The following is a 26,211-nucleotide window of genomic DNA, read 5'->3' as shown; positions in this document are numbered from 1 at the left end:
GCGCAGGGCGGCACAGGGCGGAGGGGCAGCACGGGGCAGTGCAGGGCAACGCAGCGGCAATAAGCGGAAGCTGGATCTTCGAAAACGGTCACTTATCGTGACCGTCATACACTCGTAGTGAGCAGTGGGGGGTCACTATGAGGGAGAACCGACCATGAGCACCCAGCCCGGCATCGAGCGCGGCCTCGAGCCGACCATCGACGTCGACCGCTCCGACCAGGACTACCGCGCCTGGCTCAAGGAGGCGGTGCGCAAGGTCCAGGCCGACGCCAACCGCTCCGCCGACACCCACCTGCTGCGCTTCCCGCTGCCGCCCGAGTGGGGGATCGACCTCTACCTCAAGGACGAGTCCACCCACCCCACCGGCTCGCTCAAGCACCGGCTGGCCCGCTCGCTCTTCCTCTACGGGCTCTGCAACGGCTGGATCCGCCCCGGCAAGCCGGTGATCGAGGCCTCCAGCGGCTCCACGGCCGTCTCCGAGGCGTACTTCGCCCAGCTCATCGGGGTGCCGTTCATCGCCGTCATGGCCAAGAGCACCAGCCAGGCCAAGATCGACCTGATCCAGTTCCACGGCGGCGAGTGCCACCTGGTCGAGCGTTCGGACGAGGTCTACGAGGCGTCCGCCCGGCTCGCCGAGGAGACCGGCGGGCACTACATGGACCAGTTCACCTACGCCGAGCGGGCCACCGACTGGCGCGGCAACAACAACATCGCCGAGTCCGTCTTCGCCCAGCTGCGCCTGGAGCCGCACCCGGAGCCGGCCTGGATCGTCGCCACCGCCGGCACCGGCGGCACCTCGGCGACCATCGCCCGCTTCGTGCACTACATGCAGTACGACACCCGGATCTGCGTCGCGGACCCGGAGAACTCCTGCTTCTTCGACGGCTGGGTGCGCCACGACCAGGACGCCGTCTGCGGGAGCGGCTCGCGGATCGAGGGCATCGGGCGGCCCCGGATGGAGCCGAGCTTCGTGCCGGGGGCGATCGACCGGATGATGAAGGTGCCGGACGCCGCGTCGATCGCCGCCGTACGGGTGCTGGAGCAGGTCCTCGGGAAGAAGGCGGGCGCCTCCACCGGGACGGGGCTCTGGAGCGCGCTGCGGATCGTCGCCGAGATGCGCGAGGCCGGGAGGACGGGCAGCGTGGTCGGCCTGATCTGCGACCCGGGCGACCGCTACCTCGACAAGTACTACTCGGACGACTGGCTGGCCGGCGAGCGGATCGACATCAGACCCTACCGGGCCGCGCTGGAGTCCTTCCTCGCGGGCGGCCCCTGGGAGGGCTGACACGCAGGCGGTCCGTCGGCCGCTGGCCCGGTGCGCTGCGGTGGGGCGGCGAACGGATGGCAGGTGGCAGGTGGCAGGTGGCAGGTGACAGATGACAGCCGACAGATTTCAGATTCTGTCATCTGTCATCTGTCATCTGTCGGCTGAAACCTGTTCGTTGTTCGCTGCTCCTTGCCCTCTGCTCGCCGTCACCCGTCAGCCCCTCGCCGGATCACCGCCCGGCCGCCCGCGAGGTCGATCCCCGTGCGCTTCGGCGCGCCGTCGTGCTCGTCGTCCCGCAGCACCAGCTCGACCCGCCGCTGCTCCAGCTGCACCCGCTTGCTCGGGTAGAGCAGCGCGTGCAGCTCCTCCGTCGCGGTCGCGCCCGCGCCGCGGCCGCCGGCCGGACCTGTGGCCGGCCGGGTGCGCAGCCGCCGCACCACCGCGCCGAGGAAGAACAGCACCACCAGCCCGGCCGGTAGCAGCAGCCCGCCCGCGGCACCCGTCAGAAGCATGCTCATGCCCGCCTCAACGGCCCGGTGTGGCAAACGAGTTCCCCACGAAGGACCGGGGATTCCCGCAACCGCCCTACGGTAGCGGCACGGTGGGAAGGTCCGTCGGGACGAGCAGCTGGAGCTCCTCGGTGGACGGGTCGGCGAGGTGGGCGACCCGTACCGCGTGCCGCTCGACCATGGTCTCGAAGACCTGCCGGGCGGTGCGCCCGTTGCCGAAGTTGGGGCCGCGCTCCAGCCCGCCGAAGTGGTCCAGCAGTGCCTTCTCCGTCTCCTCCGACAGCGCGTACTCGTGTTCCGCGCACTGCGCCCGGGCGATCTCGAGCAGTTCGTCCGCCGTGTAGTCGGGAAAGCTGATGGTGCGTGAGAAGCGGGACGATACACCGGGGTTGGCGGAGAGGAAGCGCTCCATCTCGGCGGTGTAGCCCGCCACGATGACGACCACCTCGTCGCGATGGTCCTCCATCAGCTTGACCAGGGTGTCGATCGCCTCTCGCCCGAAGTCCCGTGCGCCGTCCTCGGGGGCGAGCGCATACGCCTCGTCGATGAAGAGCACGCCGCCGCGCGCCCGGTCGAAGGCGGCCGCGGTGCGGATCGCGGTGGAGCCGATGTGCTCGCCGACCAGGTCGACCCGGGCCACCTCGACCAGGTGCCCGCGCTGGAGCACTCCGAGCGAGGCGAGGATCTCGCCGTAGAGCCGGGCGACGGTGGTCTTGCCGGTGCCGGGGGCGCCGGTGAAGACCAGGTGCCGACGCAGCGAGGGAGCCTTGAGCCCGGCCTGGCGGCGGCGCCGGCCGACCGAGATCAGGTCGATCAGGGTGCGCACCTCCTGCTTCACCGTGGCAAGTCCGACCAGCGAGTCCAGCTCGGCGAGCGCCTCGTCGGCCGGCCGGCAGTCCGGGATCGGGGCGATGCCCGCCGAAGCGGTCGCCGCGGGGGCCAACACCTGTGCAGCGGCGGTCAGTTGGGCCGGTCGCGGTGGCGGCACGTCCGCGCCCCCGAACGACGACCCCAGCCCTGCGCCCAGCCCCGAAGCCCGCCCCGCCCCCAACCCGGAACCCAAGCCGGAACCCAACCCCGACCCCGGCCCGGAACCGCGCCCCGAGCCCAGCCCGCCCCCCGGCGCCGCCCCGACGTCGTCCGAGGTGCACCCCTCCGCGACCGGCCCCGGCTCGGAGAACTCGAACCCGGCCCGCTCGTTCTGCTCCGCCCGGCACCGGGTGAGCCGGGTCCGGCAGCCGTCGATGACGTGGAACCCGAAGCCCTTGCCGTGCGAGACCCGGCAGTCCTCGAAGGTGCCGCGCCCCTGCGCCGAGACGTACACCCCGGCGTCCGTGCTGGCCCGTACGGTGCAGTCGCGCAGCACCGGGTCGGCGCCCTTGGTGACGATCACCCCCGTCGCCACGTCGGAGATCTCGCAGTCGGTGAGCAGCCCGCCGCTGCCGTGGTCGCGGAACCAGAGGCCGGTGCCGGCCTCCTGCACCCGGCAGGCGGCCAGGGAGACGGTGGCCCCGCCGCTGACCGAGACCGCCGAGCTGCGGATCCGGCTGAACGAGCAGCCCTCGGCGGTGGCGGCGGAGTCCCGGTCCAGGACGAACAGGGCGTCCGGCAGGTCGTGCAGCGAGCAGTCGGTGAGGGTGAGCCGGGCGCCGTCGCTGACCCACAAAGCCGGGTACTCGCCGGTGGAGCCGTGGATCTGAGAGGACTCGGCGACGGCCTCGGTGCCCTGGTCCCAGACCGACAGCGCGCCGCGCCCGAAGTCCCTGATGGTGCTGTGCGCGAGGCTGAGCCGGGAGCGTCCGCGCAGGTCGGCGCCGTTCTCCGGCAGGTCGTGCACCCGGCAGCCGGTCAGCACCAGCTCGGCCTCGCCGTCCAGGGTGAGCCCGTTGCCGGTGACCCGGTGGATCTCGCAGTCGACGAGCCGCCCGCCCGCCTGCGACTCGGCCTGCACGCCGCTGCCGCGGATCTCGTAGATCTCGCAACCGGTCAGCTCGGCCGCGCTGCCGGGGTCGGAGAGCAGCACGCCGGCGCCTGAGGCGTGGTGGACGCGGCAGCGGTCCAGGGCTGCGGTCGCGCCGCCGAGGACGGCGAGCCCGGCCTGGCCGGCGGCGGCGACCTCGCAGTCCTCGAAGGCGGCGGCGGTGCCCTCGCCGCGCAGCCGCAGCCCGAGCCCGCCGGGGTTGGCGACGACGCAGCCGCGCAGGGTCGGCCGGGCGCCGTCCGCGATCTCGATGCCGGTGGCCGAGCGGGTCTCGATCCGGCAGCCGCTGAAGGCGGGCGTCGCCTGAGCGCCGGTGACCAGGACGGCCGGGGTGGAGCTGTCGCCGCCCTCCACGACCAGGTCGCGGACGGTCGCGGCGGCGGTGACGGTCACCGCCACCCCGGAGGACGGCTCGATCCGCACGGTGCCCGGGCCCTGGGCCGGAACGATCGTCACCGGCTTGTCCACCAGCACGTTCTCCCGGAAGGTGCCCGGCCGGACGGTCACGGTGTCGCCCGGTTCGGCGGCCGCCAGGGCCTCCGCGAGCGTGTCGTACTCGCCCGCGCGGCGACGCCAGCGGGATGCGCTGTCCTGGGTGACCCGGACCCTGTGCTCAGCCATGACGGTCTGTCGTCCCCACCTTCGTCGAGCCGGCGTTCAACGGACCGAACGCGCGGGGGTGCGCGGGCCGCCCGCCCACCGTAGCGCGCTCACCCGAGTGCTCCGGCCGCCCGATGTCGCGCGGACACCGGTAGCGCCCACCGCCGCCACAGGTTCCGACCACTTGTTTCAACGAGCACGCACAGCGGTAGTTCCGTGCGGCGGCGGTTCGGTGGGACGGCGGTTCCGTACGGCGGCGGTTCGGCACGATGAGCCGTCCCGGCACGACGGGCCGCCCGGCGGGGGACGGCCCCCGGGGTGCGGCCCGTGCTCAGCGCCCGTCGGCCGGCCAGTACGCCCCGTCCTCCAGCACCTCGACGTCGTCGCCCAGGCTCAGCGACCCGAGCACGTCGCCCTCGACGCCGGCCGGCCGCTCGGGGATCAGGTTCTGCCCGAAGGCGGCCTTGCGTAGCAGCCGGTGGTGCCGGGCCAGGGCGCGCAGCGGTTCCTTGCCGCGTCGCTCGCCGGTCTCCTGGTCGATGGTGGTGATGACGCAGCGGCCGCAGGGCTTGACCACCTTGAAGGTGAGCCCGCCGATCCGGATCCGGCGCCAGCCGTCCTCGGCCCAGGGCTCGGAGCCGGTGACCACGACGTTGGGACGGAAGCGATCCATCGGCAGGGGCTCGTGGTCCTCCGGATCCTCGGCGGCGATCAGCTCGTTGACCCGGTCCAGCGAGGCGGTGGTGGTGAGCAGCAGCGGGTAGCCGTCGGCCATCGACACGGTGTCGCCGGGCTCCCCGTACTCGGGGTCGACGGGCCGCGCGTGCGGGTCGTCGAGGTGCACCAGGCGGTAGTCGCCGAGGCGTTCGGCGATCCACTGCTGCGCTTCCTTCTCGGCCTCGGCGGCGCGGAAGCCGGTGCCCCAGACCTCGACCTCGGCGAGCGGGTCGCCGGCCGCCACGGCGGGGGCCGGGACCTCGATCCGGGAGCCGTCGGGGGCGGTCAGGGCGAGGGAGCCGTCGGGCAGGAGCTCGGGCCGGATCCGTCCGAGGGCGGCGTTCTCGCGCTGGCTGACGAAGCGTCCGGTCGGGTCGGCGAGCATCCAGCGACGGTCTCCGGCCAGGCCCCAGGGATGGACCTCGGCGGTGTCCGGGCTCAGACGGTACATGGACTTGACGGGGTAGACGTGGAGTCCGGTGAGCTGCATCCCCCCATCCTGCCAGCAGGCTCTCCGTCGGGCGCAGCCCCCCGGATGCGCACGGACCGCCCGGGACGCCGTGGGGGGCGTTCCGGGCGGTCCGTGGATGACCCGTTTCTCCGTTCGCCCGGCGCTCAGGGGTCGCCGGGTGGTGCTCAGGTGGTGCGGGTGCGGGCCGCGTGGGGGACGGCCTCAGGTTGTCAGCGGCTCAGTAGGCCTGGCCCTGCGGTTGGTAGCCGCCGTTGCTCTGCCCGGCCGCGTTGAAGGGGTTCTGGCCGGGATCGCCGTACGGGCCCGGGCGCTGCGGCTGCATCGGGCGGACCGGCGCCATGGCCGGGCGGAGCTGGGCGCCGCCGAAGGACTGGTCGCCGCCCTGGCCCTGGAAACCAGGGACGCCCGCGACCTGACCGCCGAAGGACTGCGGCCCGCCGAAGGACTGCGGACCGCCGGGCTGTCCCTGGCCGAAGCCGCCCGGGCCGCCGGCCGGCTGCGCGCCGAAAGACTGCGGGCCGGCCTGGCCGCCGATGAAGGTGTTCTGGCCGCCGAAGCTCTGGCCGCCGGTGGGCTGGTAGCCACCGCTGGCGGTCTGGGTGAAGGCCGGCACGCCGGGCTGCGGTCGCTGGTACGGCTGGGGGGCGCCGTAACCGGGGACCGACGGCTGCGGGGTGGCGGCGTACGCCGGCGCGGGCTGCGCGGGGATGTACGCCGTGGCGGGGCCGGCGGAGGGGCCGCTGCTCGGGCCGGGGCCCAGGGCGAGGCGGGCGGGCGGCAGCGCGGGGAGGTTGCTGCCGGCACTCTCGTACCCGTTGCCGTACCGGTTCTCGTAGGACTGGCCGAGGCCGGATCCGTAACCGGACGACAGTGCAGGCGGCAGGGCGGCCGGCACGTTGATGGGTGCGATCTGGGGGACGCCGCGCTCAGCCACGAGGCTGTCGTAAATCGGCGTGCCGGAGGAGAAGGACGGAGAGGGGTAGCCGACTCCGTCGTAGGAGCGGGGCGAGGTCATGGGGCATACGGTAAGCCCACAATGCGCCTGCTGAGGAGAGCGGGAGGGGGAGCAGTTCGAGTGTTTACACAGTCTTCGCTCGCACAAAGGTTTCGAAAGTGGGAAGAACGGACAAACCGGAGACTGGTTCCGGACAACCTTGGCGCCCCGTCAGTGATCGAACAGCGGCCGGACGGCGTGGTGGGACGGCCCTGCGGTGACCGGCCGGTGGGCGGTCCGGGGCCCCACGGAGAAACTTTTGCGGACAGGGCGTGCGCCAGCGCATTCAAGCCCCCGCCGAGGCTGCGGCGGGGGCTCGTGAATGTTTCGGGAATAAAGATCACGTCATCGCAATGATCGCCTGGTCCGGGGCCTGCCGGCGGGTGCCCGACCCGGTGGCAGGTGGCCGGCCGCCGCAGGGCACGGCTCCGCGGCTCGGCGGGGCGAGTTCGCGGCGTCAGTGCGACTGCAGCGCCTGGGTCTGCGCGGGCAGGCCCGGCTTGCCGATCTCCGAGGTGCAGAACGAACAGCGGCTCGCGGCGGCCGGGATCGAGCTCAGACACTCCGGGCAGTCCACCTTCGCGGCCGGCGCGGGCTTGGCCGATTCGAAGCGCGCCTGCAGCTTGCCGACCGGCACCACCACGGCGAAATAGATGACGGCGGCGGTCAGCACGAAGCCGATCACCGCGTTGACGAACAGGCCGTACGGGAACCGGGTTCCGGCCACTTCGAAGGTCTTCTGGGTGAAGTCGCCGACGGCGCCGGACGCGACGCCGACCAGCGGGGTGAGGAAGGCGCTGACGAACCCGGTGACGACGGCGGTGAAGGCCGCGCCGATCACGATGCCGACCGCGAGGTCCACCACGTTTCCGCGCAGCAGGAAGCTGCGGAATCCCTTGAACACCGGGTGACTCCAAATCCGTACGGGATGGGGGAGATGGGGCGGCACGGCGGCGCCCCGGCCGGACATCCTGCCGAGCGCCCGGGCCGAGGTCCAACCGCGTTCACCCGATCCGCGTAACCGCCGCGCGGCCGTGCGGCGACGGGCCGGGCGGCGCGGGGGCGCTCCGCGTACCGGCCTATCGGGGGTCGGCGGGGTGGATAACTCGACGGTGTGACAGGGAACTTGATGGGCAGCTTGACGCGGATCCGGTGCGTGGCCCCGACGTGGATCCCGGTGCGCACCCCGACGGGCAGCCTGACGGCGAGCCCGGCGTGGACCGGACGCCGGGGCGCGACGGGGCGACCGGAGCGCGACGGGGCGACCGGAGCGCGGCGGGGGGTGAGACGGGGCGCACGGTGGTCGCAACCGGCGCACGACGGCGGGTCGCTGGCGCACATCGGGTGTACAGGCGCGGGCGGATGGGCCACCATCAGGTTGCGCGAAGGGGCTGTCCCGGGCGGAGCGCTGTGCCAAGGTCGGTCTATGTCCGACCATATGTCGGCCGATCCGGCCGGAACCCGTCCGCGTGTCCTGCACCTGATCAGTGATTTGCGCCGCGGCGGCGCCCAGAACTTCGCCCGTGACCTCCACCGGGAACTGGGCCGCCGGGGCCAGTCCTCCGCACTGTGCGCCCTCGCCCCGCACCCGGCCGCCCACCCCGGTGGCGCGGAGGCCGATCCGGGCGACTGTCCCGACGCCTCCGGACTGCGCACCGCCGCGGTCCTCGGCCCCGGTCCGCTGCGCCCGAGCACCCTGCGGGCCCTGCGCTCCGCGGCCCGCGTCGCCGATGTCGTGCTCGCCCACGGCTCCGACACCCTGGCCGCCTGCGCCCTCGCCCTGGCCGGCACCCGCACCCCGTTCGTCTACGTGTCGGTCGGCCACCCGCGCTACTGGACCGCCAACCGGCTGCGCCGGACCCGCGGCGCCGCCCTGATGCACCGCGCCGCCGCCGTCACCACGCTCACCGACGAGGCCCGCGCCGTCCTCGAGGCGCAGTTCGCGCTGCCCGTCGGCAAGGTGCACGTGATCCCCAACTCCCGTGCGGCAGAAAGCTATCCGCCCGCCGACGGCCGGGACGACCGGCGCGCCGCCCGGCACGCTCTGGGCCTGCCGGCGGACGTCCTGCTGGTCGCCTGGATCGGCGCGATAGCGCCCGAGAAGCGGCTCGACCTCGCCCTCGACGTGCTCGACCGCCTGCCGGACGTCCGGCTCGCCGTCGCCGGGGACGGCCCGCTGCGCGAGGCGCTGGCCCGCCACCCGGCCGCGGCCCGCGCCCACTTCCTCGGCCCCCTGCCCGACCCGGCCCCGCTCTACCGCGCCGCCGACGCGCTGCTGCTCACCAGCGACAGCGAGGGCGTCCCCGGCGCGCTGATCGAAGCGGCCCTGGCTGGCGTGCCCGCTGTCGCCACCGACGTCGGCTGGGTGCGCGAGGTCGTCCGGGACGGCGCCACCGGCGCACTCGTCGCCCCCGGGGACCCGCTCGCCCTCGCCGAGGCGCTGGGCAAGGTCCTGGCGGTCAACCGCGCGGACCTTGGCGCCGCAGCCCGGGCGCACGCGCTGGAGCACTTCGAACTGGGCGCGGTGGTGGACGCCTGGCAGCAGCTGGTGGCCGAGGTGTGGACGGCGGGTGGAGCAGGCGCGGCGGGTGGGACAGCCGCGGTGGGTGGGGCGGGTACGGAGCCGACCGGCTGACGCGGGACGGTCCGGGACGTCGGTCCGGCTACGCCGTTCGGGCGAATCCCGGCAAGCCGCCGCGCACCGACTCGTCGGTAACAAGCCGCCACCAGCACACTGCCCGCTGTGAACTCCAAGTCGCTGCTGCGGTCCACCGCCCTACTCGCCGTCGCCGCCGGGATCGCCGCGTCCCCCGTCCACGCCGGTGCCGCGATCCACCAACCCCCCTCCGAGGGATCCAAGTTCGTCGAGCTCGACCACCCGCAACCGGTGCGCGAGAGTGCCCGGACGGAGGCGATCGAGTTCTTCTGGTACGACTGCGACCACTCCCAGTCGTTCGAACAGCCCCTGCAGGCCTGGGCCGAGAAGCACCGTGCGGACGTCGAGCTGCGCCGTGTCCCGGCGATCTGGCCGGGCAGCCCGGAGGAGAAAGTGCAGCGCGGCCACGCGCGCATGTACTACACGCTGGAGCGCCTCGGCCTGGTCGAGCGCCTGCAGACCAGCGTCTTCCGCGCAATCCACAACGAGGACGTCGACCTCACCACCGAGGCCGCCTCCACCGACTGGGCCGCCCGCCACGGCGTCGACGCCCAACTCTTCGGCCAGGCCTACCGTTCCGCCGAGGTTCGCCAGTCGGTCGACGATGCCGCCGCCGCGTTCGTCCGCTACGGCATCAACGAGCTGCCGACGGTCGTCGTCCAGGGCGAGTACCGGACCTCGCCGAGCAAGGCCGGCGGCGTCGAGGCGATGCCCGCGGTGCTCGACCGCCTGGTGCAGCAGGAGCAGCTGAAGAAGGACTGACCCCATCGCCGGATCGGTGGCGACGGATCGGCTCGCTCATGCGGAGCCCCGGACCATGAGTCCCGCTCATGCGCGTTCGCCCATGAGCGGGACTCATGTGCCTTCGCATGAGCCGGACTCATGACGCTCCTCGCCATGAGCCGGACTCATGTAGCCCTCGCCCATGAGTCGGGCTCATGCGTCTCCCGTCCATGAGTCTCACTCATAACCCCTTGCCTAACCGGTTAGATACTGTTTAATGGTTAGCATGAGCGAGCTGACGATCCCGCACATCCACCACCGCCACGTCGACGTCGACGGGCTGCGCGTCTTCTACCGCGAAACCGGCCCGGCCGACGCACCCGTCCTCCTGCTGCTGCACGGCTTCCCCTCCGCCTCGCACCAGTACGCCCGGCTGCTCGACGCGCTCGGTACCCGCTACCGCCTGATAGCCCCCGATTACCCTGGCTTCGGGCACAGCGACGGCCCCGCCCCCGACGCCTTCACCTACCGCTTCGACACCCTCGCCGACGTGGTCGAAGGCTTCTGCCTCGCCCTCGGCCTGGACCGCTTCGCGCTCTACGTCTTCGACTTCGGCGCCCCGGTCGGCCTGCGCCTCGCCACCCGACGTCCGGAGTGGATCACCGGCCTCGTGGTCCAGAACGGCAATGCCTACGAGGAGGGGCTCTCCGACCAGGCGAGGGAGTTCATCGCCAACCGGCGCGGTGTCCCGGGCGCCGCGGAGGCCGCCCGCTCGATCCTCACCCTGGAGGTCACCCGCAGCCAGTACGAGGGCGGCACCGGCGACCCGAGCCTGGTCGCCCCCGACGGCTGGACCCTCGACCAGCACTTCCTCGACCTGCCCGGCCGCAAGGACATCCAGGTCGAACTGGCCCTCGACTACTTCTCCAACGTCGAGCTCTACCCCGCCTGGCAGGCCTGGCTGCGCGCCGAGCAGCCGCCCGCGCTCATCCTCTGGGGACGCAACGACCCCTTCTTCACCGAGGCCGGTGCCCGCGCCTACCTGCGTGACCTGCCCGGGGCAGAGCTGCACGTGTTCGACACCGGGCACTTCGCACTGGAGGAGAAGCTGCCCGAAATCGCCCCGCTGATCGACGACTTCCTCGCGCGCACGCAGAAGTAACCGGTCGTCCACCGGTGTTCAAGCGGAGCCCTGTTCGGTGGCAGCCCTGTTCGGTCGCAGGGCTGTTCGGTCGCGGGGCTGTTCGGCGACGGCGGTGCTCAGTCGCGGCGCAGCAGGTACGTGACGAAGCCGAGCGTCCCCCGGTAGCCGTGCAGCCACTCCGCGCGGTGCCGGTCCGCGGCCTCCTGGGCGGCGAGCGCGTCCGGGTGGTCCGGGTGGTCCAGTGCCCACTCGGCCAGCGATCCCGTCCAGGTGAACTCGTAGTCGTCCCACTCGGGTTCCGTGCTGACGTACCCGGACACCGGCGTCCACCCGTCCGCGAGGACCCGGTCCGTGGTCGTCGCCAGATCCGCGTACGCGTCCCGCGTCGCGCCCAGCCCGTCCAGTGCGGCCCGGGAGGGCTCGCGCTGCCAGAACCCGTCGCCGACCAGCAACCGGCCGCCCGCGGCGAGGAGTTCGCGGGCCGCCGCGAGCGTCGGCAGCAGCCCGCCGAAGGCGTGGGTGGCGCCGACGCACAGCACCAGGTCGAAGGGTTCCTTCGCGGTGAACTCCCGTGCGTCCCGGTGGTGCAGGCCGATCCGGCGCACGACGCCGAGGGCGGTCGCGGTCTCCCTGGCGCGGGTCAGGGCCCCTGCGTCCAGGTCCACTCCCACCGCCTGCCAGCTCGGGCGTGCGGCCAGGACCCGGAGCAGCCAGGCGCCCTCGCCGCAGCCGAGGTCCAGCACCCGGCCTTCCTCCTGCCCGGCCGTCGCGCGGTCCAGCAGACGGGCCACCGACTCGTCCGCCAGCGGCGCCGCGATCGGGTGGTGGGCATGGGCAAGGCGGGAGATCTGCTGACGGTCCATCCGAGCAGTATGGAGCCGATCGGCCCGCGGCGCCGGTGGATTCCCCGGCGCCGCGCTCATGTGACGGGGAAGGGAAGACCAACTGCTCGCGGGCGTGGACGGGGGTCACGCCCGCGAGTAGGTCCGGCCCTTCCACGCCGCGCCCCGGCCACGCCAGTGCTGCACTGCCGAGTCGACCGTCATCAGCAGGTACATCCCCGCCGTGAACGGCAGCAGCAGCGCCGCCGGGGCCGGCTGGCCGTAGTACCGGATCATCGGCAGGTACGTGCCCGCCATCAGCGCCCACGCCGCCCCGCCGGTCGCCGCCACCGCCGGGGCCCCCGCGACCAGCCCCGCCACCGTCGCCACCGGCGGCACCAGGTACACCAGCGCCAGCCCCAGCACCGTCCCGAGGAGCAGCAGCGGCGAGTGCCCGAGCTGGGCGTACGCGCTGCGCGACACCATCCGCCACAGCTGCTCCAGCCGCGGGTACGGGCGGACGCTGTCCACCTCCCCGGCGAGGCCGAGCCAGGTACGGCCGCCGGTCGACTTCACCGCGCGGGCCAGCGACACGTCGTCGATCACCGCACCCCGGATCGCGGCCACCCCGCCGGCCCGCTCCAGCGCCTCGCGCCGCACCAGCGAGCAGCCGCCCGCCGCGGCCGCCGTCCGGGCCCCGGGGCGGTTGCTCCGGCGGAACGGGTACAGCTGGGCGAAGAAGTACACGAAGGCCGGCACGATCAGGCGCTCCCAGCCCGTCTCCACCCGCAGCCGGGCCATCTGCGACACCAGGTCCAGGCCGTTGCTCTCGGCCGCCGACACCAGCTCGGCGAGCGAGTCCGGGCCGTGCGCGATGTCCGCGTCCGTCAGCAGCAGGTACTCGACGTCCGGACCGGCCAGCTCCACCCCGTGCCACAGGGCCCACAGCTTGCCCGTCCAGCCGGGCGGCAGCGGGGGAGGGGTGGTGACGGTCAGCTCCAGTCCGTCGATGGTCCGCAGCTCCGCCGCCAGCACGCCGGTGCCGTCCGAGCTGTGGTCGTCCACCAGGATCACCCGCGCCCGCCCCGGGTACTTCTGCGCCAGCAGCGTCGGCAGGCTCACCGGCAGCACCGCCGCCTCGTCCCGGGCCGGCACCACGATCGCCGCCTGCGGCCAGCGGGCCGGTGGACGACGCGGCGGCAGCCGGACGTCGGTACGCCAGAACGAGCCGTGGCAGCACGCCAGCCAGAGCCAGACCAGCAGGGAGAACGCGGTGATCCACAGCAGGACGGTCACCCCGGCAGTCTGCCGCAGAACGGGGTCGACCGGGCGGATCGACTAAAGTCTTGACCCGTGAAGATCGCACTGATGGACTCCGGAATCGGCCTGCTGGCCGCCGCTGCCGCCGTTCGGAAGCTGCGCCCGGACGCGGACCTGGTGCTGTCCTCCAACCCGGCCTCGATGCCCTGGGGGCCGCGGACGCCGGAAGAGATCACCGAGCTGGCCCTCGGCTGCTGCCGGGCCGCCGCCGAGCTCGACCCCGACGCGCTGGTGATCGCCTGCAACACGGCCTCCGTCCACGCGCTCGCCGCCCTGCGTGCCGAGTTCGAGCCCGGGCTGCCGGTGATCGGCACCGTCCCGGCCATCAAGCCGGCCGCCGCGCTGGGCGGCCGGGTCGCCATCTGGGCCACCCCGGCCACCACCGGCAGCTCCTACCAGCGCGGGCTGATCCGCGAGTTCGGCGGGACGGCGGAGGTCACGGAGGTCGCCTGTCCGGGCCTGGCCGACGCCGTCGAGCACGGCGACGACGCCGCCATCACGGCCGCCATCGACGATGCCGCCGCCCGTACGCCCGCGGGCACCGACGTCCTCGTGCTCGGCTGCACCCACTACGAGCTCGTCGAGGACCGCATCCGCGCCGCCGTCGCCCCGACCGCCTCCCCGGCGCTCGTCCTGCACGGCTCCGCCGGCGCCGTCGCCGCCCAGGCCCTCCGCCGCGTCAGCGACCCCACCCGCACGGGCGGCGGCACCCTCACCGTCCTCCACGCCGGCGCCCCCGCTGTCCTCCCCCCGGCTGCCGCCCTCTACCCGCAGGGCAACGTCCTGGCCACCCTCATCGGCTGACCCGGCAGCACACCGCATCCATCTGGACCTCCCTCCGCAGTGGGGGAGGTCCAGTCGTATTCGGGGCGAAGAAGTCGGGTTCCACTGCCGCATTCGGCTATGCGATGTCGAAATCCGGGAAGTCCGACTTTCTCGCATCGACGACGGGGAAATTGCCGAGGGGTGCTGCGCGGGAAGTCGACCGGGTCGACTTCCTGTGCTTGGGCGGCGTGAGCGGCGATCGCCACGGCTTGCGGACCGAGCCATTCTACCCGCGTAGACATCTCCTGGCGTGGCCGGTTGTCCAGCACGCAAAGTCGGCCAGGTCGACTTCTCGCGCGGTGAAGCCCTGGCGGTGGCTTGGTGGGCGATGTGATCGCCGGGTGGCGCCATGTGGAAAGCCGGTTGATTTCGCCTCGCACCGACCAGCAAGGTTTCTACTCGCGTAGAGCGTCTCGCCGTGCACGAAAAGTCGGCTCGGTCGACTTCTCGCGCAGCGCTACTCGCATAGATTTTCCGCCAACGGGAGATTGCCGAGAAGGCGTTGTTGCTGCCTCCTGGGCAATGGGCGCGTGGGAAGTCGGGCAGGCCGACTTCCCACGCGCGGTGGGTCAGGCGACGGCTTGGCGGCGCCAGCGGCGGTAGGCGGGTTCCAGGCCGGAGAGGATCGTGTCGAAGCGGCGGGTGCTGGTGGTGGAGTCGACCTGGAGGCGGCTGATCTGGAGGGGGTGGGAGGGGAGGCGGGGGCCCAGGCGGTGGTCGGAGAGGAAGCCGAGGCGGTAGCCGAGTTCCTGCAGGACGGTTTCGGCACGGGGGTCGTGCCCGCCGTCCGGGTAGGCGAAGGCCGTCGGGGGCTCGCCGAGCCAGTGGGTGAGGGCCTCGTGGGCGCCGGTGATCTCGGCGCGGACGGTGTCGTCGTCGCAGCGCCCGAGGCACGGGTGCCCCTGGGTGTGGTTGCCGATGGCCACGCCCCCGTCCCGGAGGGCGAGCAGGTCGGCGGGGGAGAGCTGTTCCTGGCTGGGTGGTCGGCGGTCGGCGCTGACGCGCAGCTCGTGCAGGCTGCGCCGGCGGTCCGGGTCGGGCATGGCCTTGAGCCGGCGGAGCAGCTGGGACGGGTGGCGACAGTCGAGCGAGCGTGCCCGGCCCCCGTGTCGGGCCAGGAAGTCGGCCTCGTGCCACCAGAACGGCCGCTCGGTGCCGATGAGCTCCGAGATGACGAAGGCGGTGGCCGGAATGCCGCGGGCGTCGAGGGCGGGCAGGGCGTGGGTGAGGACGCTCCGGTCGGCGTCGTCGAAGGTGACCAGGACGCTCCGGGGCGGCAGTGGCCGCCGCTCGGTCACGGCCTGGAGGACGGCGGTGAGCGAGACGGGGGTGGCGAGCCGCTGGAGCCGGTCGAGCTGGGCGCCGAACGACCGGTGGTCGGTCACCCCGTGGTACGCGAGCACGGCGAGGCGCTGGGCGGCCCGGGCCCGGAACAGCGGCTGGACGGGGGCGAACCGCAGCCATTCGCCCCGCGCGTCCTGCTGTTCCGCCTCGACGGGGAGATGGCGACGGCCCCTGCCGTGCCGGCTCCCGTCGCGCCGGTCCACCGCGCACCCGGCGGGCGGCGGTAGCGCGCGCACGCCGAGCGCGGGCCTGGCGCGGGCCATGGAGATCGATGTTGTGGACTGGGACTGCGGCACGGTTCCCCCTCGTTCGCCGAGCGGCGTGGCGGTACCGCCGGAGGATGGAGCCCGGCCTCCGACTCCAGGGGTCGGCGGCTCCGCCCCTGGATTTTCCTGTTCTCGGTGGGGGGTTCTCACCCGTCCCCCGAACGGCTCCTGGATCACTCAATGCCATTGAGACCGTTGCACCACGGGGATGGTTGTACCGGGGGGACGAGGATTTTTCGTGGACTGATTGTGGAGCCGGAATGCGCATCCGGCACTCGCGGACGGCCCCTGGGCGAGGCCCCGGCACACCCCTCGGTGACCCCCATCTTCCGGTTGCGCAGCGTGTCCGATCCTTGACTCCCTGCGGGCTGCCCGCCGCCTCGGCCCGGGGTACCTTGGGCTCATGGCAGATGCGGACCGTGACCCCTTCCACTTGCACGGCGCCTCCCGGATGGCCCGCGCGTGCAGAGGCGGAGCCCTGGTGACCCACCGGATTCCGCTGGCCGTGGTGGGCCTGGCCTGCCTCGCGGCAGGCATCGTCGTTGCGGTGATCGTTCCGGACAGTGATGGCCCGGCCTGGGCGATGGCGGTGGCGGGCTGCCTGGCGGCCGGCGTCCTGCTGCTCGGCCGGATCGCCTTCGGCCGCTTCCGCGATCGGCGGCGCACCGCGCTCTGACGGCGGCCTGAAGTGGCAGCCGGAAGCGTGGCGGGAAGCCGCGGTCGGAAGTCGCGACAGGAAGTCATGAACGTGACAAAAATTGGCTCGGATCGGTTCGTGATGCGGCGGCTGCCCGTACGTCGATCACGTTCGGCATTCCAATACGGCAGATCGATCGAAATTGGTCAGATCGACCGAATGTCGTCCTGTTGGACAATCCCTGGTCTCCTTCTTTCACCATTCCCGAACAATCGCCTCGGCGCGCCCTTACTGTGAATGCGTTCTTCCGGCTCGAAACGCCGTGGAGGGGAGCGATGAGCGGCAGACCGGACAGTGCCATGTCCGCCTCATGAAGCGCGGTGGCGACCTCGCCGTCGCCGCTCTGGCGGCGATCGTGGCGCTACCGCTTGCCCTGCTGATCGCCGTCCTGCTGCGCTGCACCGCCGGCGGCCCGGTGCTCCAGCGGCAGACCCGGACCGGGCGGCGCGGTCGCGAGTTCCGGATCCTGCGCTTCCGGACCGGGGGGAACGGCCGGCTCGGCGCCCTGCTGCGCCGTACCGGGCTGGAGGAACTGCCGCGGCTCTGGAACGTCGTCCGCGGCGAGATGGGGGTGATCGGCCCCCGACCGGACCGGCCCGACCAGGTGGACCGGTACTCCTGTCGCGAGCGCGCCCGGCTCGCCGTGCGCCCGGGGCTGACCGGCTGGGCCCAGCTCCACGGCCACGGCACCGAACTCGACCTCTGGTACGTCGAGCACCGTTCGCTCCGGCTGGACCTGCACATCCTCGTCCGCACCGTCCTGGCCCTGCTGAGCCCCACCGCCGACCGGCTGCGCCCCACCGGGGACCAGCCGGTCTGAGCCGGGCGGGAGCCACCCGTGCCGTGCGGCCGAGCCAGGGCGATCGGGCCTGGTCGGTCGGTCGGTCGGGCGGGTCGGGCGGGTCGGCAGGCGGGTCGGCCGGGAAGTGCCCGGCTAGGCTGCGCCCCATGGCAATTCCCCCCTTCCTCGCCGAACTCCGCTCCTTCGTGGGCCACCGCCCGCTCTGGCTGAGCGCCGTCGTCGCCGTCGTGCTGGACGACGACGACCGGGTGCTGCTCGCCCGCCGGGCCGACGACGGCCGCTGGGCGCCGATAGGCGGCATCCTCGACCCCGGTGAGCAGCCCGCCGACGGTGTGGTGCGCGAGTGCCGGGAGGAGACCGGCGTGGTGGCCGTGCCCGAGCTGCTCGCCTCGGTCACCGTCTCGCCGCAGGTGACGTACCCGAACGGCGATGTGACGCAGTACCTGGTGCTGACCTTCCGCTGCCGGGCGGTCGGCGGGGAGGCGCGGGTGAACGACGACGAGTCGCTGGAGGTCGGCTGGTTCGCGCTGGACGAGCTGCCGCCGATGATCGAGTCCGAGCACGAGCGGCTGCGCCACGCGCTCGAGTGTGAGGGCCCGGCCGTCTTCACCTGGCAGGGCAAGGAACGCCCCTGACCGCACGGCCTGCGCGCCCCCGGCCCCCGGCCCCGTCACGGGATCAGCCCTTGTGCTGCCGGTAAGCCTCCTCCGCCGCGTCCAGCACCGCCGCCAGGTCGCCGCCCGCGGTGGCGGTCGCGGCGGCGGCCACCGCGCCCTCGACGAACGGGGCGTTGGCGAACCGGACGGGGAACGGCAGGCCGTGCTCGTCGGCCTCGGACAGCAGGGCGCGGACGGTGGTGACGGCGCCGCCCAGGTCGGCGAGCACCACGACGCCGTGGCCCTGGTCCACCCGGCGGGTCGCGGCGGCCACCAGGACGGCGCTGATGCCCGGTCCGTTCGACGGGTCACCGCCGGTCGCGGAGACGGGGGCGGGGGAGTCGGATCCGGTCAACGCGAGCGCGAGGTTGCGTACGGCGGTGGCCAGTTCCTGGCTGTGTGAGACCAGGACGATCCCGACCCGGCCGTGCGTGGGGGGCCGGCCGGGCGTCGGCCGGGGCAGCGACGTGGGCGAGGGCGGCGTACGGGGCGCCGGGGGATGGGCCGAGGGGGCGTCGGAGATGGGGATGACGTCGGCGCGGGTGCCGTCCCGGCGGCTCATCGGCTGCTCCCTTGGGCGGGTCGGTGGGTGGGCGGTTGGTGGGGCGGTGGGCGGGTGCGGGCGGGGTCGTCCGGAGGTGCGGTCCGGCCCATGGGGCCGCGGAGCGCCGCGTCGGCCCGGGAGGGGCGCCTCCCGGGCCCGGGAGGCGCCCTGGCAGCACTCTGGCAGCTGCCCGACGCCCCCGCCGGTCGGGACACGCCTCGACCTTCTCCAGGGCGCCTCGAGCGGTCCTCCGGCGGTGCCCGTCCCCGGGCGGGGGAGTCCTCGTCAACCCGCTGACCGGGCACGGGCGGTGTGGCTAGGCTGGGCCTGGAACGCCGTCGGGAGGAGATCGGTCAGTGGCAGTCAACAGCGGGACGGACACGCAGGCCGGCGCGCAGCCGGAGCTGGCGCCGAGCGGGAAGCCCAGGGTGGACTTCACCGGTGCGGAGTGGCTGTGCAGCAGCCAGGGGGTCGGGGACGTCCAGATCGCTTTCGTGGACGGGTACATCGGGATGCGGGACGGCCGCCAGGAGGACGGGCCGGTCCTGGTCTTCACGCCGGCGGAGTGGCGGGCCTTCGTGCTCGGCGCCCGGGACGGCGAGTTCGACCTCACCTGAGGATCGCGCCCGAGAAGTTCACCCAGCCACTGCGGAGCGGACTCCGGATCACCGACCGGGGCCCGCTCCGCAGGCGGTTTACCGGTCGGAACATCACAACTGATGATCTATTGAGCGTACCCCGTCAGAATTTCTGTTGACTGTTAGACAAACGCAGCTCAGAGTATGAGCACAGGCAGACGCCGTGCCCACCGCCCCCACGCGGCCAGACACGGCGCCTGCTGTGCGGCCCGGCAGTGCTGCCAGGCCATCCTCCCAGTCATCCCCTGCGCACCGGGGTGCGTCGGCCGGTCCCGGCCCACGAGGGGCCGGCAGTCGCCGGGAGGTTGGCGCCGAATCCGAGAGCGACTCGGAGGACGGCACCGATGCTCGGGACCCGCACGCCCCCACGCGGCGGCGTCCCGAGCAGATCCACGGGAGCGACGGGCCGGGGCCCCGCGGATCTGGCTCTTGATGCTTGGAACTGTTGGCTTGTGTGTTCGTGCTGTATGCGATGACGATTGACGAAGCTGGGTGCTCGGCAGTTCGGCACGACAAGTGCACAGTGAGGGATACGCGTGTAGGGCCGCGTTGCGACATGCCGTCCCCCCGGAGGGTGAAACCCAGAACGGCTGTCGTGCTGAACCGAACGTAGCCCGGACGGTTGCTCAGAGTCAACATTGGTCTCTGAGCGTCGATCTCCCGCCCGCCCCCCGTCGGTGTCCCACCCACCTCGCGAACGCGGTGTGCCGGACACGTACGATGTTCCCATGTCTTTTCTCCGCCGTCGCTCCGGACAGCCCGCCGGCCCGGACTTCGACGTGCTCGCGATGGACCCGGGCGACTGGCCCGGCGACTTCGGTGCGGCCATGATGACCGGCCCGGACGGCTCCTGCCAGGGGATTTTCCTGCGCTACGACCTGTTCGGCGGCAGAGGCCCGGCGATGTTCATCGGCAACCTCCCCGAGGGCTCGCCCGCCCGGGAGACCGGCGACAACGTGCCCTTCGAGGTGCGGCAGCTGCTCGCGGCGCTGGAGAACGACGAGCCGGTCGAGTTCGTCTCGGCCGAGGACTTCCCGGTCATGCTCGGGGACGACCTGCTGATCGTGAAGAAGGTCAAGGTCAGCGAGGAGCGCGTGTTCTGCTCCCAGTTCGGCCGCAGCGACGGCGTCCTGGTCACCATCGCGTCCTGGGACCGGCCGATTTCGGACGACCTGTATCAGCTGTTGAAGCCACTTCCGGCGGACATGTTCCAACAGGGCTGAACCCGGTCGGCCTGAATCCGTCAGGCCTGAATCCGTCAGGCCTGAATCCGACGGGCGCGGACCCGAGGGATCCGGTTCCGGACGTGTGGACCGGTTCCCGCCCGCGGGCCGGACGCTGCTTGACGGTATCGATCAACGGTTCGTACAGTCGCGAACATGCCGTGCCGTCTCCCGCTGTTGACCCGTCGCAGGCATCTGGACCTGCGGCGCACCGCCAGCGCGGCGTGTCCGGGTAGCTGAGGGGGATCCGTCCCCCGGCGGCGGGGGGTCGTCCGAGTCCGGTCGGCGCCGAATCCCGGGGGCGGGCCGTGAACCGATCTCCGGAGCCGCCAGTCGGTACCGCGCGCCCGTGCGGCGTGCCGCCCGCATCCGTCGAGCCCACGCTGCCGCCCGGAGGCACAGCATCATGACGACCCGCGCCGCCAACCGTTCGTCCGTCGACCGATCGTCCGAGGAACGATCGTCCGCCGGCCGGTCCCGGGCCGCCTCGCCGCCGCCGTCGACTTCCGGCCAGACCGGTTCCGGCCACCCGACGTCCGAGCGCGAGGCGGTCGAGGCCGCGCTGGCCGGGCTTCCCCGGGTGGTCGACCTGCTCGCCGCCCGTGCCGAGGAGCACGACCGCGACGCGACCTTCCCGTACCAGGGCATCGAGGCGGTCCACGAGGCCGGTCTGCTCACCCTCACCGTCTCCCGGAAGTACGGCGGACCGGGCGGAACGCTCGCCGACACCGTCCGGGTGCTGTCCCAACTCGGGCGCGGGGACGCCTCGGTGGCCGTGGTCGCCGCGTTCACCCTGCTCCGGCACGCCGAGCAGGCCCGCCGCGCGGACTGGCCGACGGCCGGATACCGGCGGCTGCTCACCGAGTCCCGGCGCGGTCCCGCGCTGGTCAACACGCTGCGGGCGGAGCCCGGCGCGCAGCCGGGCGGACTGCCGGAGACGGTCGCCCGGCGGGACGGCGACGGCTGGCTGCTGACCGGCCGGAAGACGTACTGCACCGGTGCCGAGGCACTGGCCTGGATGGCGGTGACCGCGCGGACCGACGAGGAGGACCCGAGGATCGGGACCTTCCTCGTCCGCGGCGACAGCGAGGGCCTCGAGATCGACCCGACCTGGGACCAGCTAGGCCTGCGGGCCAGCGCCAGCCACGACGTGGTGCTCGATCGGGTCCGGGTGCCGGCCGACCTCGCGCTCGGCCTCGGCACCCGCGAGCCGAAGCCGAAGACCGACGACGGCGAGGCCGAACTCTCCCGCGCCTGGCACGATCTGGCCCTCTCGGCGGTGGCGATCGGCGTCGCCCGGGCCGCCGAGTCCTGGCTGGTCCGCTTCCTCAACCAGCGCACTCCGGCCAACCTGACCGAGCCGCTCGGCACCCTGCCCCGGTACCGCTGCGCCCTCGGCGAGATCGAGGCCCAGCTGATCGGCGCCGAGGAACTGCTCGAGGGCCTGGCGCCCCGGGTGGACCGGGGCGAGCCGGACGCCGTCGCCCGGACCGGACCGGCCCACCTGCTGGCGACCCGGGCCGCGACGGCGGCGGTCCAGCAGGCCGTCGCGCTCACCGGCAACCCCGGCCTGAGCCGGCGTCACCCGCTGGAGCGCTACCTGCGGGACGTGCTCAGCAGCCGGGTGCACCTGGCGCCGGACGAGACCGTCCTGGAGGCCGCCGGCCGGGCCGCCCTGGAGCGTGGCGCCCGGCCGTGACAGCAGTCGGCCATGACGGCGCCCGGCCATGACAGCCGGGCGCCGTCACGGCCGAGCGGGTGGTCCGGGCCCGTGAACCGCCGGCCCGGACCGGGTGGTTCAGCGCGTCCCAACCGCGGCCCGGACCGCACGGCGGGCCAGTGCGGCGTCGTCGTAGAGCCGACGGATCATGATCCGCTGCTCCTCGCCGGCGCCCGGCACGTCGTACAGCCGGATCTCCCGCATCAGCACCAGCACCAGGTTCACCAGGAACGCGTCCCGGGCCAGTGTGCCGCCGCTCTGGGCGAGTTGGCTGATCTGCCGGCGCGCCGCGGTGTCCCCGGAGAGCACGCTCCACAGCACCGCCAGGTCGTAGCCGGGCAGGTACCAGCCGGCCTGCTCCCAGTCGACCAGCACCGGGCCGGACGGCGCCAGCAGCATGTTGCTGAGCAGGGCGTCGCCGTGACAGAGCTGCATCGGGGTGTTCCCGAGGCCGTGCAGCAGGCCGCGCAGGTCGCCGGCGTCCCGGTCGGTGAGCTGGCCCACCGAGTGGTAGCGGGCGATCTCCAACTGGTAGTCCAGGCGCGGCTGGAACACGTCGGTCGGCGGCCGCCACAGGTTCAGCGTCCGGACGGTGTTGAGCAGCGCCCGCACCTCGCCCGGGGTGGGCGCGTTGACCGGGTGGCGCTCCCGGGCCGCCGGGCGGCCGGGCACGCGCTCCATGACCAGCACGCAGCGGTCGTGGTCGGCCGCGACCAGCCGGGGCAGCCGCACCGGCGGGCGGTGCCGGACGAACGCCCGGTAGACCGCGACCTCGTGGTGGAAGTCGGCCACCAGCTGCTCGAAGTACTCACTCCGCACCGCCTGCGGCGCCAGGCACTTGGCGACCACCGGAGCCCGCCCGATGGTGCCCGCCACCAGGATGTGGCGGCTGCCCTCGCGCAGGACCTGGCGCGGGGTGAACGCGGGACATATCCGCGAGACGCTCGCCAGCGCGGCCCGGACCGACGGGGTCTGCAGCGCCGCCGGGTCGATCCGCTCCGGCCCGACGGGCTGGCCGGGCCGCCGGGCGCGGAGCACCTGGCCGTCGGCCTGCCGCGCGAGCGGGATCCGGCCGCCGACCGGCGGGGCGGTCTCGGGCCCGCGCAGCCCCAGCGCGGTACGGCCGGAGGGGACCGGCGCCGTACGGCCGGCCGGGACGACCCGGGTGTCCGTGGCCCGGCCCTCGACGCCGCGCGGAGCCGCCGGACGGCTCGCCGGGGGCACCTGCTTGGGGCCGGGCCGGCCGGCGGCTGCGGTGGGGGGGCGCAGCGCGGTGCGGGTCGTGGTGGGCGTGGGGGTCGTCGCTGAGGAGTACATGGGCTGAGGGTGGTCCCTTCCGGTCCGTCGGCGGGTGCGGCCCCGCGGGGGCGGGGGAGGGCCGGTGCCGTGTGCTTCCTGGCGTGACGGCGGCCCTGCGGGTGGTGCGGTGCGGTGCGGTGGTGCGGTGCTGCCTGCGCTTCCCGCGCCGCCGCGGTGCGGCGGGCGGTGCGGCGGGTGGTGCGCGGGCGCCGGGCACGGACGCGGGGTCGGGAACCCCTGTTCGGCGGTGCTCCGACCGTCCGCACCCTGGGGAATGCGGTCGGCCGGACTGCCGTGGCCGTGCCCGGCGCTCCCGCGCCACCCGGCCGCGCCACCCCCTCGGGTGAGGACCGGGAGCGTCCCGTGACACCGTCGGGGGACTGCCCCGACGCCGGTGGGACGCCGCCCGACCCGGGGGGCGAGGTGGCGCACCCCTACAACACACCCGTCGGGCACTGGCTTAGTAGTCTGGCGGGCCCTGGCGAACCGTGGCGAATGCTCGCCTGGCACTTGCCGGAGCCTCTAGCCTCGGAGGAGCCGAGGAACCTGGGGGCTTCATTGAGCAGGGGACCCAACACCCGACTCGCCGATCTGTTCGTCCTGACCGGATGGTCCAAGGGCGAGCTCGCGCGGCTGGTCAACCGTCGTGGTGCCGCGATGGGACAGATGCAACTGTCCACCGACACCTCGAGGGTACGGCGTTGGATCGAGCAGGGGGAGATCCCGCGCGATCCGGTGCCGAGGGTGCTGGCAGCCGTGTTCACGGAGCGGCTCGGCCGTGTCGTCACCACTGAGGACCTCGGTCTGGAACGACACCGGCCCACCAGGTCCGGAGCGGAGCCGTCCGCAGCAGTGCCATGGTCGCCGGATCGAACAGCCGCGGTCCTCACCGAGTTCACGGGAATGGACCTCATGCTGAACCGACGTGGATTGGTGGGCGCCGGAGCCGCGCTCACGGCCGGGGCGGTCATCGCCGACTCGCTGAAGGGCTGGCTGGGCGGGGACGCGGTCGCGTACGCGGCCGCCGTCCCCGGGCCGCGCCAGGTGGTCACCGGGAGCGGGGCGCGCCCGGTGGTGGACGTGTACGACGCGGGCCCGGTCGGGCTCGACGAGGTGGAGTCGCTGGAGCGCTCGGTGCAGGTGTTCCGGGCCTGGGACGCGGCCCGCGGTGGCGGGTTGCAGCGCAAGGCGGTGGTCGGTCAACTCAACGAGGTAGGCGGGCTGTTGACGCACCGCCACCCGCAGGTGGTGGAGCAGCGGTTGTGGTTGGTCGCGGCCAACCTCGCGGTGCTGGCGGGCTGGATGTCGCACGACGTGGGCCTGGAGCCCACCGCCCAGCGGTACTTCATGATCGCGGCGGAGGCGGCGAAGGAGGCCGGCGACCGGCCGCGGGCCGGCGAGGCGATCTCCCGAGCCGCGCGGCAGATGGTCCACCTGGGCCGGGCCGACGACGCGCTCGACCTGATGTCGGCGGCCAAGGCGGCCGGTGGACGGCCGGCGCCCAGAACGCGCGCCATGCTGAACACCGTCGAGGCCTGGGCGCACGCCTCGATCGGGCACTCCCAGGACACCTACCGGCTGCTCGGCGAGGCCGAAGACCTGTTCGCCGAGGAGTCGCCGGAGCCGCCGCCGTCCTGGATGCAGGTGTTCGACGAAGCCGAACTGCGTGGCATGCAGGCCCTGGTACTGCGCACGCTGGCCGAGCACGACCCGGCGGCGGCCCCCAAGGCCCGCAAGCGCGCCGAACAGGTGATCACCCTGCGGGAGGGCACCGGGCAGTTGCGCTCGGCGCTGTTCGACCGGATCACCCTGGCCTCGGTGCACCTGATCACGGGCGAGCCGGACGCGGCGGAGCTGCAGGCCAAGATGGTGATGAACCTGATCGGTCAGAACTCCTCGCACCGGACCTGGGACCGACTGCGCGAGATGTACCGGCTGACGGCGGCGTACCGGGGGCTGCCGGTGGTGGACGAGCTGCGGGCCGAGCTGGGGCGGGAGTTGCGGGCGGCGGACGCCAAGAACCGGCCGCGGCTGACCTGAAGGGGCTCGAAGGCGCCGCGGTGCGGTGATGCGCGGTCCGGCGGCGCCTTGGCTCAGCCGCGTGGTGGCTCGGCGCGGTCCGGCGGCGCCTTGGCTCAGCCGCGTGGTGGCTCGGCTCGGCCCCGGGGTGCCGTGGCTCAGTCCGTCGGTGCCGGACGGAGCAGCATGCGCAGCGCGGTGACGGTGCCGTCGATGCCGAGGACGGGTTCGCCCGCGCACTCGACTCCGGCGTGCCGTCCGCCGGGCCGGCGGATCCGCAGGGTGCCGACGGAGACGCGGCCGTGCACCAAGGCGTCGGTCATCATCCGGCGCAGCAGCGGCCGGTCCGCCTCGGGGAGGCGGTCGGGCAGCCGGTCGAGGCTGAGCGGGCCGTGGTCCGGGTCGCAGCCGAGGAGGAGGTAGGTCTCCGCGTTCCAGCGGACGCCGTCGGTCAGCAGGTCCCACTCGGCGGTGCCGAGGACGCCGTCGCCGTCCAGGACGTCATCGCCGTCCGGGACCCCGTCGCCGGCCAGGGCGGTGTCGCCGTCGAGGGCACCGTCGTCCTTGCCGCCGTCACCGCGGTAGGGGCCGGACGGCTCCCGCGCCGTGCCGTCCACTCTGCCGTCCGTTCCGCAGTCGGCGTCGCCGCCGGTGCCGCCGTCGTCCGTCCCGTTCGCGCCCGCCGGGGCGCCGTCCACCGTGGCGGTGCCCGGTGGGCGGGCGGCGCCTAAGGGCATGTTCATGACGGGTCCATTGCTCGGGTTCGGCCCGCTTTGTGCGGGTCGCTCGGGTAGTGAGAAGACTGTCGCACAGCGTCCTCACCCCCGTGGGCGATTTGGACAGATCGCAGGCAAAATTCCTCTGGCATATGCCACTGTGGCAGCGGGCTCCGTCGCCCTGTGTGCGGACGGGTGCGTGAGGCGGTAACCTTCGGTGATTCCGGCGCCCGGGCGCCCACCGCAGTACCGACCAGA

The 26,211-nt window shown here is 73.4% G+C and carries 24 protein-coding genes; 13 read left to right on the top strand and 11 right to left on the bottom strand.

Annotation, left to right across the window (positions count from 1 at the left end; translation table 11 throughout):
* Positions 1–154 precede the first annotated feature (154 nt).
* Positions 155–1,285, top strand: coding sequence for a PLP-dependent cysteine synthase family protein (locus ACZ3TI_RS34165; RefSeq protein ID WP_465733221.1), 1,131 nt, complete (start codon positions 155–157; stop codon positions 1,283–1,285).
* Positions 1,286–1,473: 188 nt separating this feature from the next.
* On the opposite strand, the gene ACZ3TI_RS34160 is transcribed toward ACZ3TI_RS34165, so the two are convergent.
* The 5 genes from ACZ3TI_RS34160 to mscL form a co-directional block, all read right to left on the bottom strand.
* Positions 1,474–1,785, bottom strand: a complete 312-nt coding sequence (locus ACZ3TI_RS34160; protein WP_465733219.1) for a DUF6191 domain-containing protein — start codon at positions 1,783–1,785, stop codon at positions 1,474–1,476.
* 67 nt (positions 1,786–1,852) lie between these two features.
* Complete coding sequence (locus ACZ3TI_RS34155; protein ID WP_465733217.1) at positions 1,853–4,378, bottom strand: right-handed parallel beta-helix repeat-containing protein; 2,526 nt, start codon at positions 4,376–4,378, stop codon at positions 1,853–1,855.
* A 310-nt stretch (positions 4,379–4,688) separates the two neighbouring features.
* A complete protein-coding gene (locus ACZ3TI_RS34150; protein ID WP_465733215.1) occupies positions 4,689–5,564 on the bottom strand; it encodes an MOSC domain-containing protein in 876 nt (291 codons plus the stop codon).
* 199 nt (positions 5,565–5,763) lie between these two features.
* Positions 5,764–6,561, bottom strand: a complete 798-nt coding sequence (locus ACZ3TI_RS34145) for a DUF6643 family protein (RefSeq protein ID WP_465733213.1) — start codon at positions 6,559–6,561, stop codon at positions 5,764–5,766.
* 436 nt (positions 6,562–6,997) lie between these two features.
* Positions 6,998–7,444 (bottom strand): large conductance mechanosensitive channel protein MscL, encoded by a 447-nt coding sequence (gene mscL, locus ACZ3TI_RS34140; protein ID WP_465733211.1) that lies wholly within the window; start codon positions 7,442–7,444, stop codon positions 6,998–7,000.
* Between the two features lie 522 nt (positions 7,445–7,966).
* Here mscL and ACZ3TI_RS34135 point away from each other — a divergent pair.
* The 3 genes from ACZ3TI_RS34135 (at position 7,967) to ACZ3TI_RS34125 (ending at position 11,081) form a co-directional block, all read left to right on the top strand.
* The gene (locus tag ACZ3TI_RS34135) at positions 7,967–9,175 is read left to right on the top strand and encodes a glycosyltransferase family 4 protein (protein WP_465733209.1); all 1,209 of its coding nucleotides are present in this window, start codon (positions 7,967–7,969) and stop codon (positions 9,173–9,175) included.
* A gap of 108 nt (positions 9,176–9,283) precedes the next feature.
* Positions 9,284–9,958 carry a thiol:disulfide interchange protein DsbA/DsbL gene (locus ACZ3TI_RS34130; protein ID WP_465733207.1) on the top strand — a complete coding sequence of 225 codons (675 nt, stop codon included), beginning with the start codon at positions 9,284–9,286 and terminating at the stop codon, positions 9,956–9,958.
* A 247-nt stretch (positions 9,959–10,205) separates the two neighbouring features.
* Positions 10,206–11,081, top strand: coding sequence for an alpha/beta fold hydrolase (locus tag ACZ3TI_RS34125; protein ID WP_465733205.1), 876 nt, complete (start codon positions 10,206–10,208; stop codon positions 11,079–11,081).
* Positions 11,082–11,179: 98 nt separating this feature from the next.
* Here the strand turns inward: ACZ3TI_RS34125 and ACZ3TI_RS34120 are convergent, their stop codons facing one another.
* Complete coding sequence (locus tag ACZ3TI_RS34120; RefSeq protein WP_465733203.1) at positions 11,180–11,926, bottom strand: SAM-dependent methyltransferase; 747 nt, start codon at positions 11,924–11,926, stop codon at positions 11,180–11,182.
* Positions 11,927–12,031: 105 nt separating this feature from the next.
* Complete coding sequence (locus ACZ3TI_RS34115; RefSeq protein ID WP_465733201.1) at positions 12,032–13,180, bottom strand: glycosyltransferase; 1,149 nt, start codon at positions 13,178–13,180, stop codon at positions 12,032–12,034.
* A gap of 57 nt (positions 13,181–13,237) precedes the next feature.
* On the opposite strand from ACZ3TI_RS34115, the gene ACZ3TI_RS34110 reads away from it, so the two are divergent.
* Positions 13,238–14,008: a glutamate racemase gene (locus ACZ3TI_RS34110; protein ID WP_465733199.1), complete on the top strand. Its 771-nt coding sequence runs from the start codon at positions 13,238–13,240 to the stop codon at positions 14,006–14,008.
* Between the two features lie 590 nt (positions 14,009–14,598).
* Here the strand turns inward: ACZ3TI_RS34110 and ACZ3TI_RS34105 are convergent.
* On the bottom strand, positions 14,599–15,636 hold the full coding sequence (locus tag ACZ3TI_RS34105; RefSeq protein WP_465733197.1) for a polysaccharide deacetylase family protein: 1,038 nt from the start codon (positions 15,634–15,636) through the stop codon (positions 14,599–14,601).
* 406 nt (positions 15,637–16,042) lie between these two features.
* Between ACZ3TI_RS34105 and ACZ3TI_RS34100 the strand changes: the two genes are divergently transcribed.
* The 3 genes from ACZ3TI_RS34100 to ACZ3TI_RS34090 all read left to right on the top strand — a co-directional run bounded on the left by ACZ3TI_RS34100 (position 16,043) and on the right by ACZ3TI_RS34090 (position 17,773).
* Positions 16,043–16,315, top strand: a complete 273-nt coding sequence (locus ACZ3TI_RS34100; RefSeq protein ID WP_465733195.1) for a hypothetical protein — start codon at positions 16,043–16,045, stop codon at positions 16,313–16,315.
* A gap of 331 nt (positions 16,316–16,646) precedes the next feature.
* Entirely contained in the window at positions 16,647–17,156 is a 510-nt protein-coding gene (locus ACZ3TI_RS34095) for a sugar transferase (RefSeq protein ID WP_465733193.1), read from the top strand.
* Between the two features lie 128 nt (positions 17,157–17,284).
* Positions 17,285–17,773: an NUDIX hydrolase gene (locus ACZ3TI_RS34090; protein ID WP_465733191.1), complete on the top strand. Its 489-nt coding sequence runs from the start codon at positions 17,285–17,287 to the stop codon at positions 17,771–17,773.
* Between the two features lie 43 nt (positions 17,774–17,816).
* Here the strand turns inward: ACZ3TI_RS34090 and ACZ3TI_RS34085 are convergent, their stop codons facing one another.
* Entirely contained in the window at positions 17,817–18,356 is a 540-nt protein-coding gene (locus tag ACZ3TI_RS34085) for a PTS-dependent dihydroxyacetone kinase phosphotransferase subunit DhaM (RefSeq protein ID WP_465733189.1), read from the bottom strand.
* Between the two features lie 386 nt (positions 18,357–18,742).
* Here ACZ3TI_RS34085 and ACZ3TI_RS34080 point away from each other — a divergent pair, with 386 nt between their 5' ends.
* The 4 genes from ACZ3TI_RS34080 (at position 18,743) to ACZ3TI_RS34065 (ending at position 21,898) form a co-directional block, all read left to right on the top strand.
* The gene (locus ACZ3TI_RS34080) at positions 18,743–18,955 is read left to right on the top strand and encodes a DUF397 domain-containing protein (RefSeq protein WP_097239819.1); all 213 of its coding nucleotides are present in this window, start codon (positions 18,743–18,745) and stop codon (positions 18,953–18,955) included.
* 749 nt (positions 18,956–19,704) lie between these two features.
* Positions 19,705–20,199, top strand: a complete 495-nt coding sequence (locus ACZ3TI_RS34075; protein WP_465733187.1) for a hypothetical protein — start codon at positions 19,705–19,707, stop codon at positions 20,197–20,199.
* A gap of 156 nt (positions 20,200–20,355) precedes the next feature.
* Complete coding sequence (locus ACZ3TI_RS34070; protein WP_465733265.1) at positions 20,356–20,439, top strand: putative leader peptide; 84 nt, start codon at positions 20,356–20,358, stop codon at positions 20,437–20,439.
* Between the two features lie 166 nt (positions 20,440–20,605).
* Positions 20,606–21,898, top strand: a complete 1,293-nt coding sequence (locus tag ACZ3TI_RS34065; protein ID WP_465733185.1) for an acyl-CoA dehydrogenase family protein — start codon at positions 20,606–20,608, stop codon at positions 21,896–21,898.
* Between the two features lie 99 nt (positions 21,899–21,997).
* On the opposite strand, the gene ACZ3TI_RS34060 is transcribed toward ACZ3TI_RS34065, so the two are convergent.
* A complete protein-coding gene (locus ACZ3TI_RS34060) occupies positions 21,998–23,236 on the bottom strand; it encodes an aminoglycoside phosphotransferase family protein (RefSeq protein ID WP_465733183.1) in 1,239 nt (412 codons plus the stop codon).
* 540 nt (positions 23,237–23,776) lie between these two features.
* Here ACZ3TI_RS34060 and ACZ3TI_RS34055 point away from each other — a divergent pair.
* Positions 23,777–25,258: a DNA-binding protein NsdB gene (locus tag ACZ3TI_RS34055; protein WP_465733181.1), complete on the top strand. Its 1,482-nt coding sequence runs from the start codon at positions 23,777–23,779 to the stop codon at positions 25,256–25,258.
* 137 nt (positions 25,259–25,395) lie between these two features.
* On the opposite strand, the gene ACZ3TI_RS34050 is transcribed toward ACZ3TI_RS34055, so the two are convergent.
* Positions 25,396–25,980: a hypothetical protein gene (locus tag ACZ3TI_RS34050; RefSeq protein WP_465733179.1), complete on the bottom strand. Its 585-nt coding sequence runs from the start codon at positions 25,978–25,980 to the stop codon at positions 25,396–25,398.
* Positions 25,981–26,211: the final 231 nt, after the last annotated feature.

Source organism: Kitasatospora sp. NPDC023120 (assembly GCF_055560835.1).
The sequence above is the reverse complement of the archived record's forward strand: the minus strand, read 5'-3'. Positions and strand labels throughout refer to the sequence as shown.

Bases quoted from the DNA above. Each gene is read 5' to 3' on its own strand.
- ACZ3TI_RS34145 (WP_465733213.1), bottom strand. From the start codon at position 6,561: ATGACCTCGCCCCGCTCCTACGACGGAGTCGGCTACCCCTCTCCGTCC.
- ACZ3TI_RS34105 (WP_465733197.1), bottom strand. From the start codon at position 15,636: ATGGCCCGCGCCAGGCCCGCGCTCGGCGTGCGCGCGCTACCGCCGCCC.
- ACZ3TI_RS34155 (WP_465733217.1), bottom strand. From the start codon at position 4,378: ATGGCTGAGCACAGGGTCCGGGTCACCCAGGACAGCGCATCCCGCTGG.
- ACZ3TI_RS34165 (WP_465733221.1), top strand. From the start codon at position 155: ATGAGCACCCAGCCCGGCATCGAGCGCGGCCTCGAGCCGACCATCGAC.
- ACZ3TI_RS34160 (WP_465733219.1), bottom strand. From the start codon at position 1,785: ATGAGCATGCTTCTGACGGGTGCCGCGGGCGGGCTGCTGCTACCGGCC.
- ACZ3TI_RS34060 (WP_465733183.1), bottom strand. From the start codon at position 23,236: ATGTACTCCTCAGCGACGACCCCCACGCCCACCACGACCCGCACCGCG.
- ACZ3TI_RS34120 (WP_465733203.1), bottom strand. From the start codon at position 11,926: ATGGACCGTCAGCAGATCTCCCGCCTTGCCCATGCCCACCACCCGATC.
- ACZ3TI_RS34125 (WP_465733205.1), top strand. From the start codon at position 10,206: ATGAGCGAGCTGACGATCCCGCACATCCACCACCGCCACGTCGACGTC.
- ACZ3TI_RS34065 (WP_465733185.1), top strand. From the start codon at position 20,606: ATGACGACCCGCGCCGCCAACCGTTCGTCCGTCGACCGATCGTCCGAG.
- ACZ3TI_RS34095 (WP_465733193.1), top strand. From the start codon at position 16,647: ATGAAGCGCGGTGGCGACCTCGCCGTCGCCGCTCTGGCGGCGATCGTG.
- ACZ3TI_RS34085 (WP_465733189.1), bottom strand. From the start codon at position 18,356: ATGAGCCGCCGGGACGGCACCCGCGCCGACGTCATCCCCATCTCCGAC.
- ACZ3TI_RS34150 (WP_465733215.1), bottom strand. From the start codon at position 5,564: ATGCAGCTCACCGGACTCCACGTCTACCCCGTCAAGTCCATGTACCGT.
- ACZ3TI_RS34100 (WP_465733195.1), top strand. From the start codon at position 16,043: ATGGCAGATGCGGACCGTGACCCCTTCCACTTGCACGGCGCCTCCCGG.
- ACZ3TI_RS34050 (WP_465733179.1), bottom strand. From the start codon at position 25,980: ATGAACATGCCCTTAGGCGCCGCCCGCCCACCGGGCACCGCCACGGTG.
- ACZ3TI_RS34075 (WP_465733187.1), top strand. From the start codon at position 19,705: ATGTCTTTTCTCCGCCGTCGCTCCGGACAGCCCGCCGGCCCGGACTTC.
- ACZ3TI_RS34135 (WP_465733209.1), top strand. From the start codon at position 7,967: ATGTCCGACCATATGTCGGCCGATCCGGCCGGAACCCGTCCGCGTGTC.
- ACZ3TI_RS34090 (WP_465733191.1), top strand. From the start codon at position 17,285: ATGGCAATTCCCCCCTTCCTCGCCGAACTCCGCTCCTTCGTGGGCCAC.
- ACZ3TI_RS34070 (WP_465733265.1), top strand. From the start codon at position 20,356: ATGCCGTGCCGTCTCCCGCTGTTGACCCGTCGCAGGCATCTGGACCTG.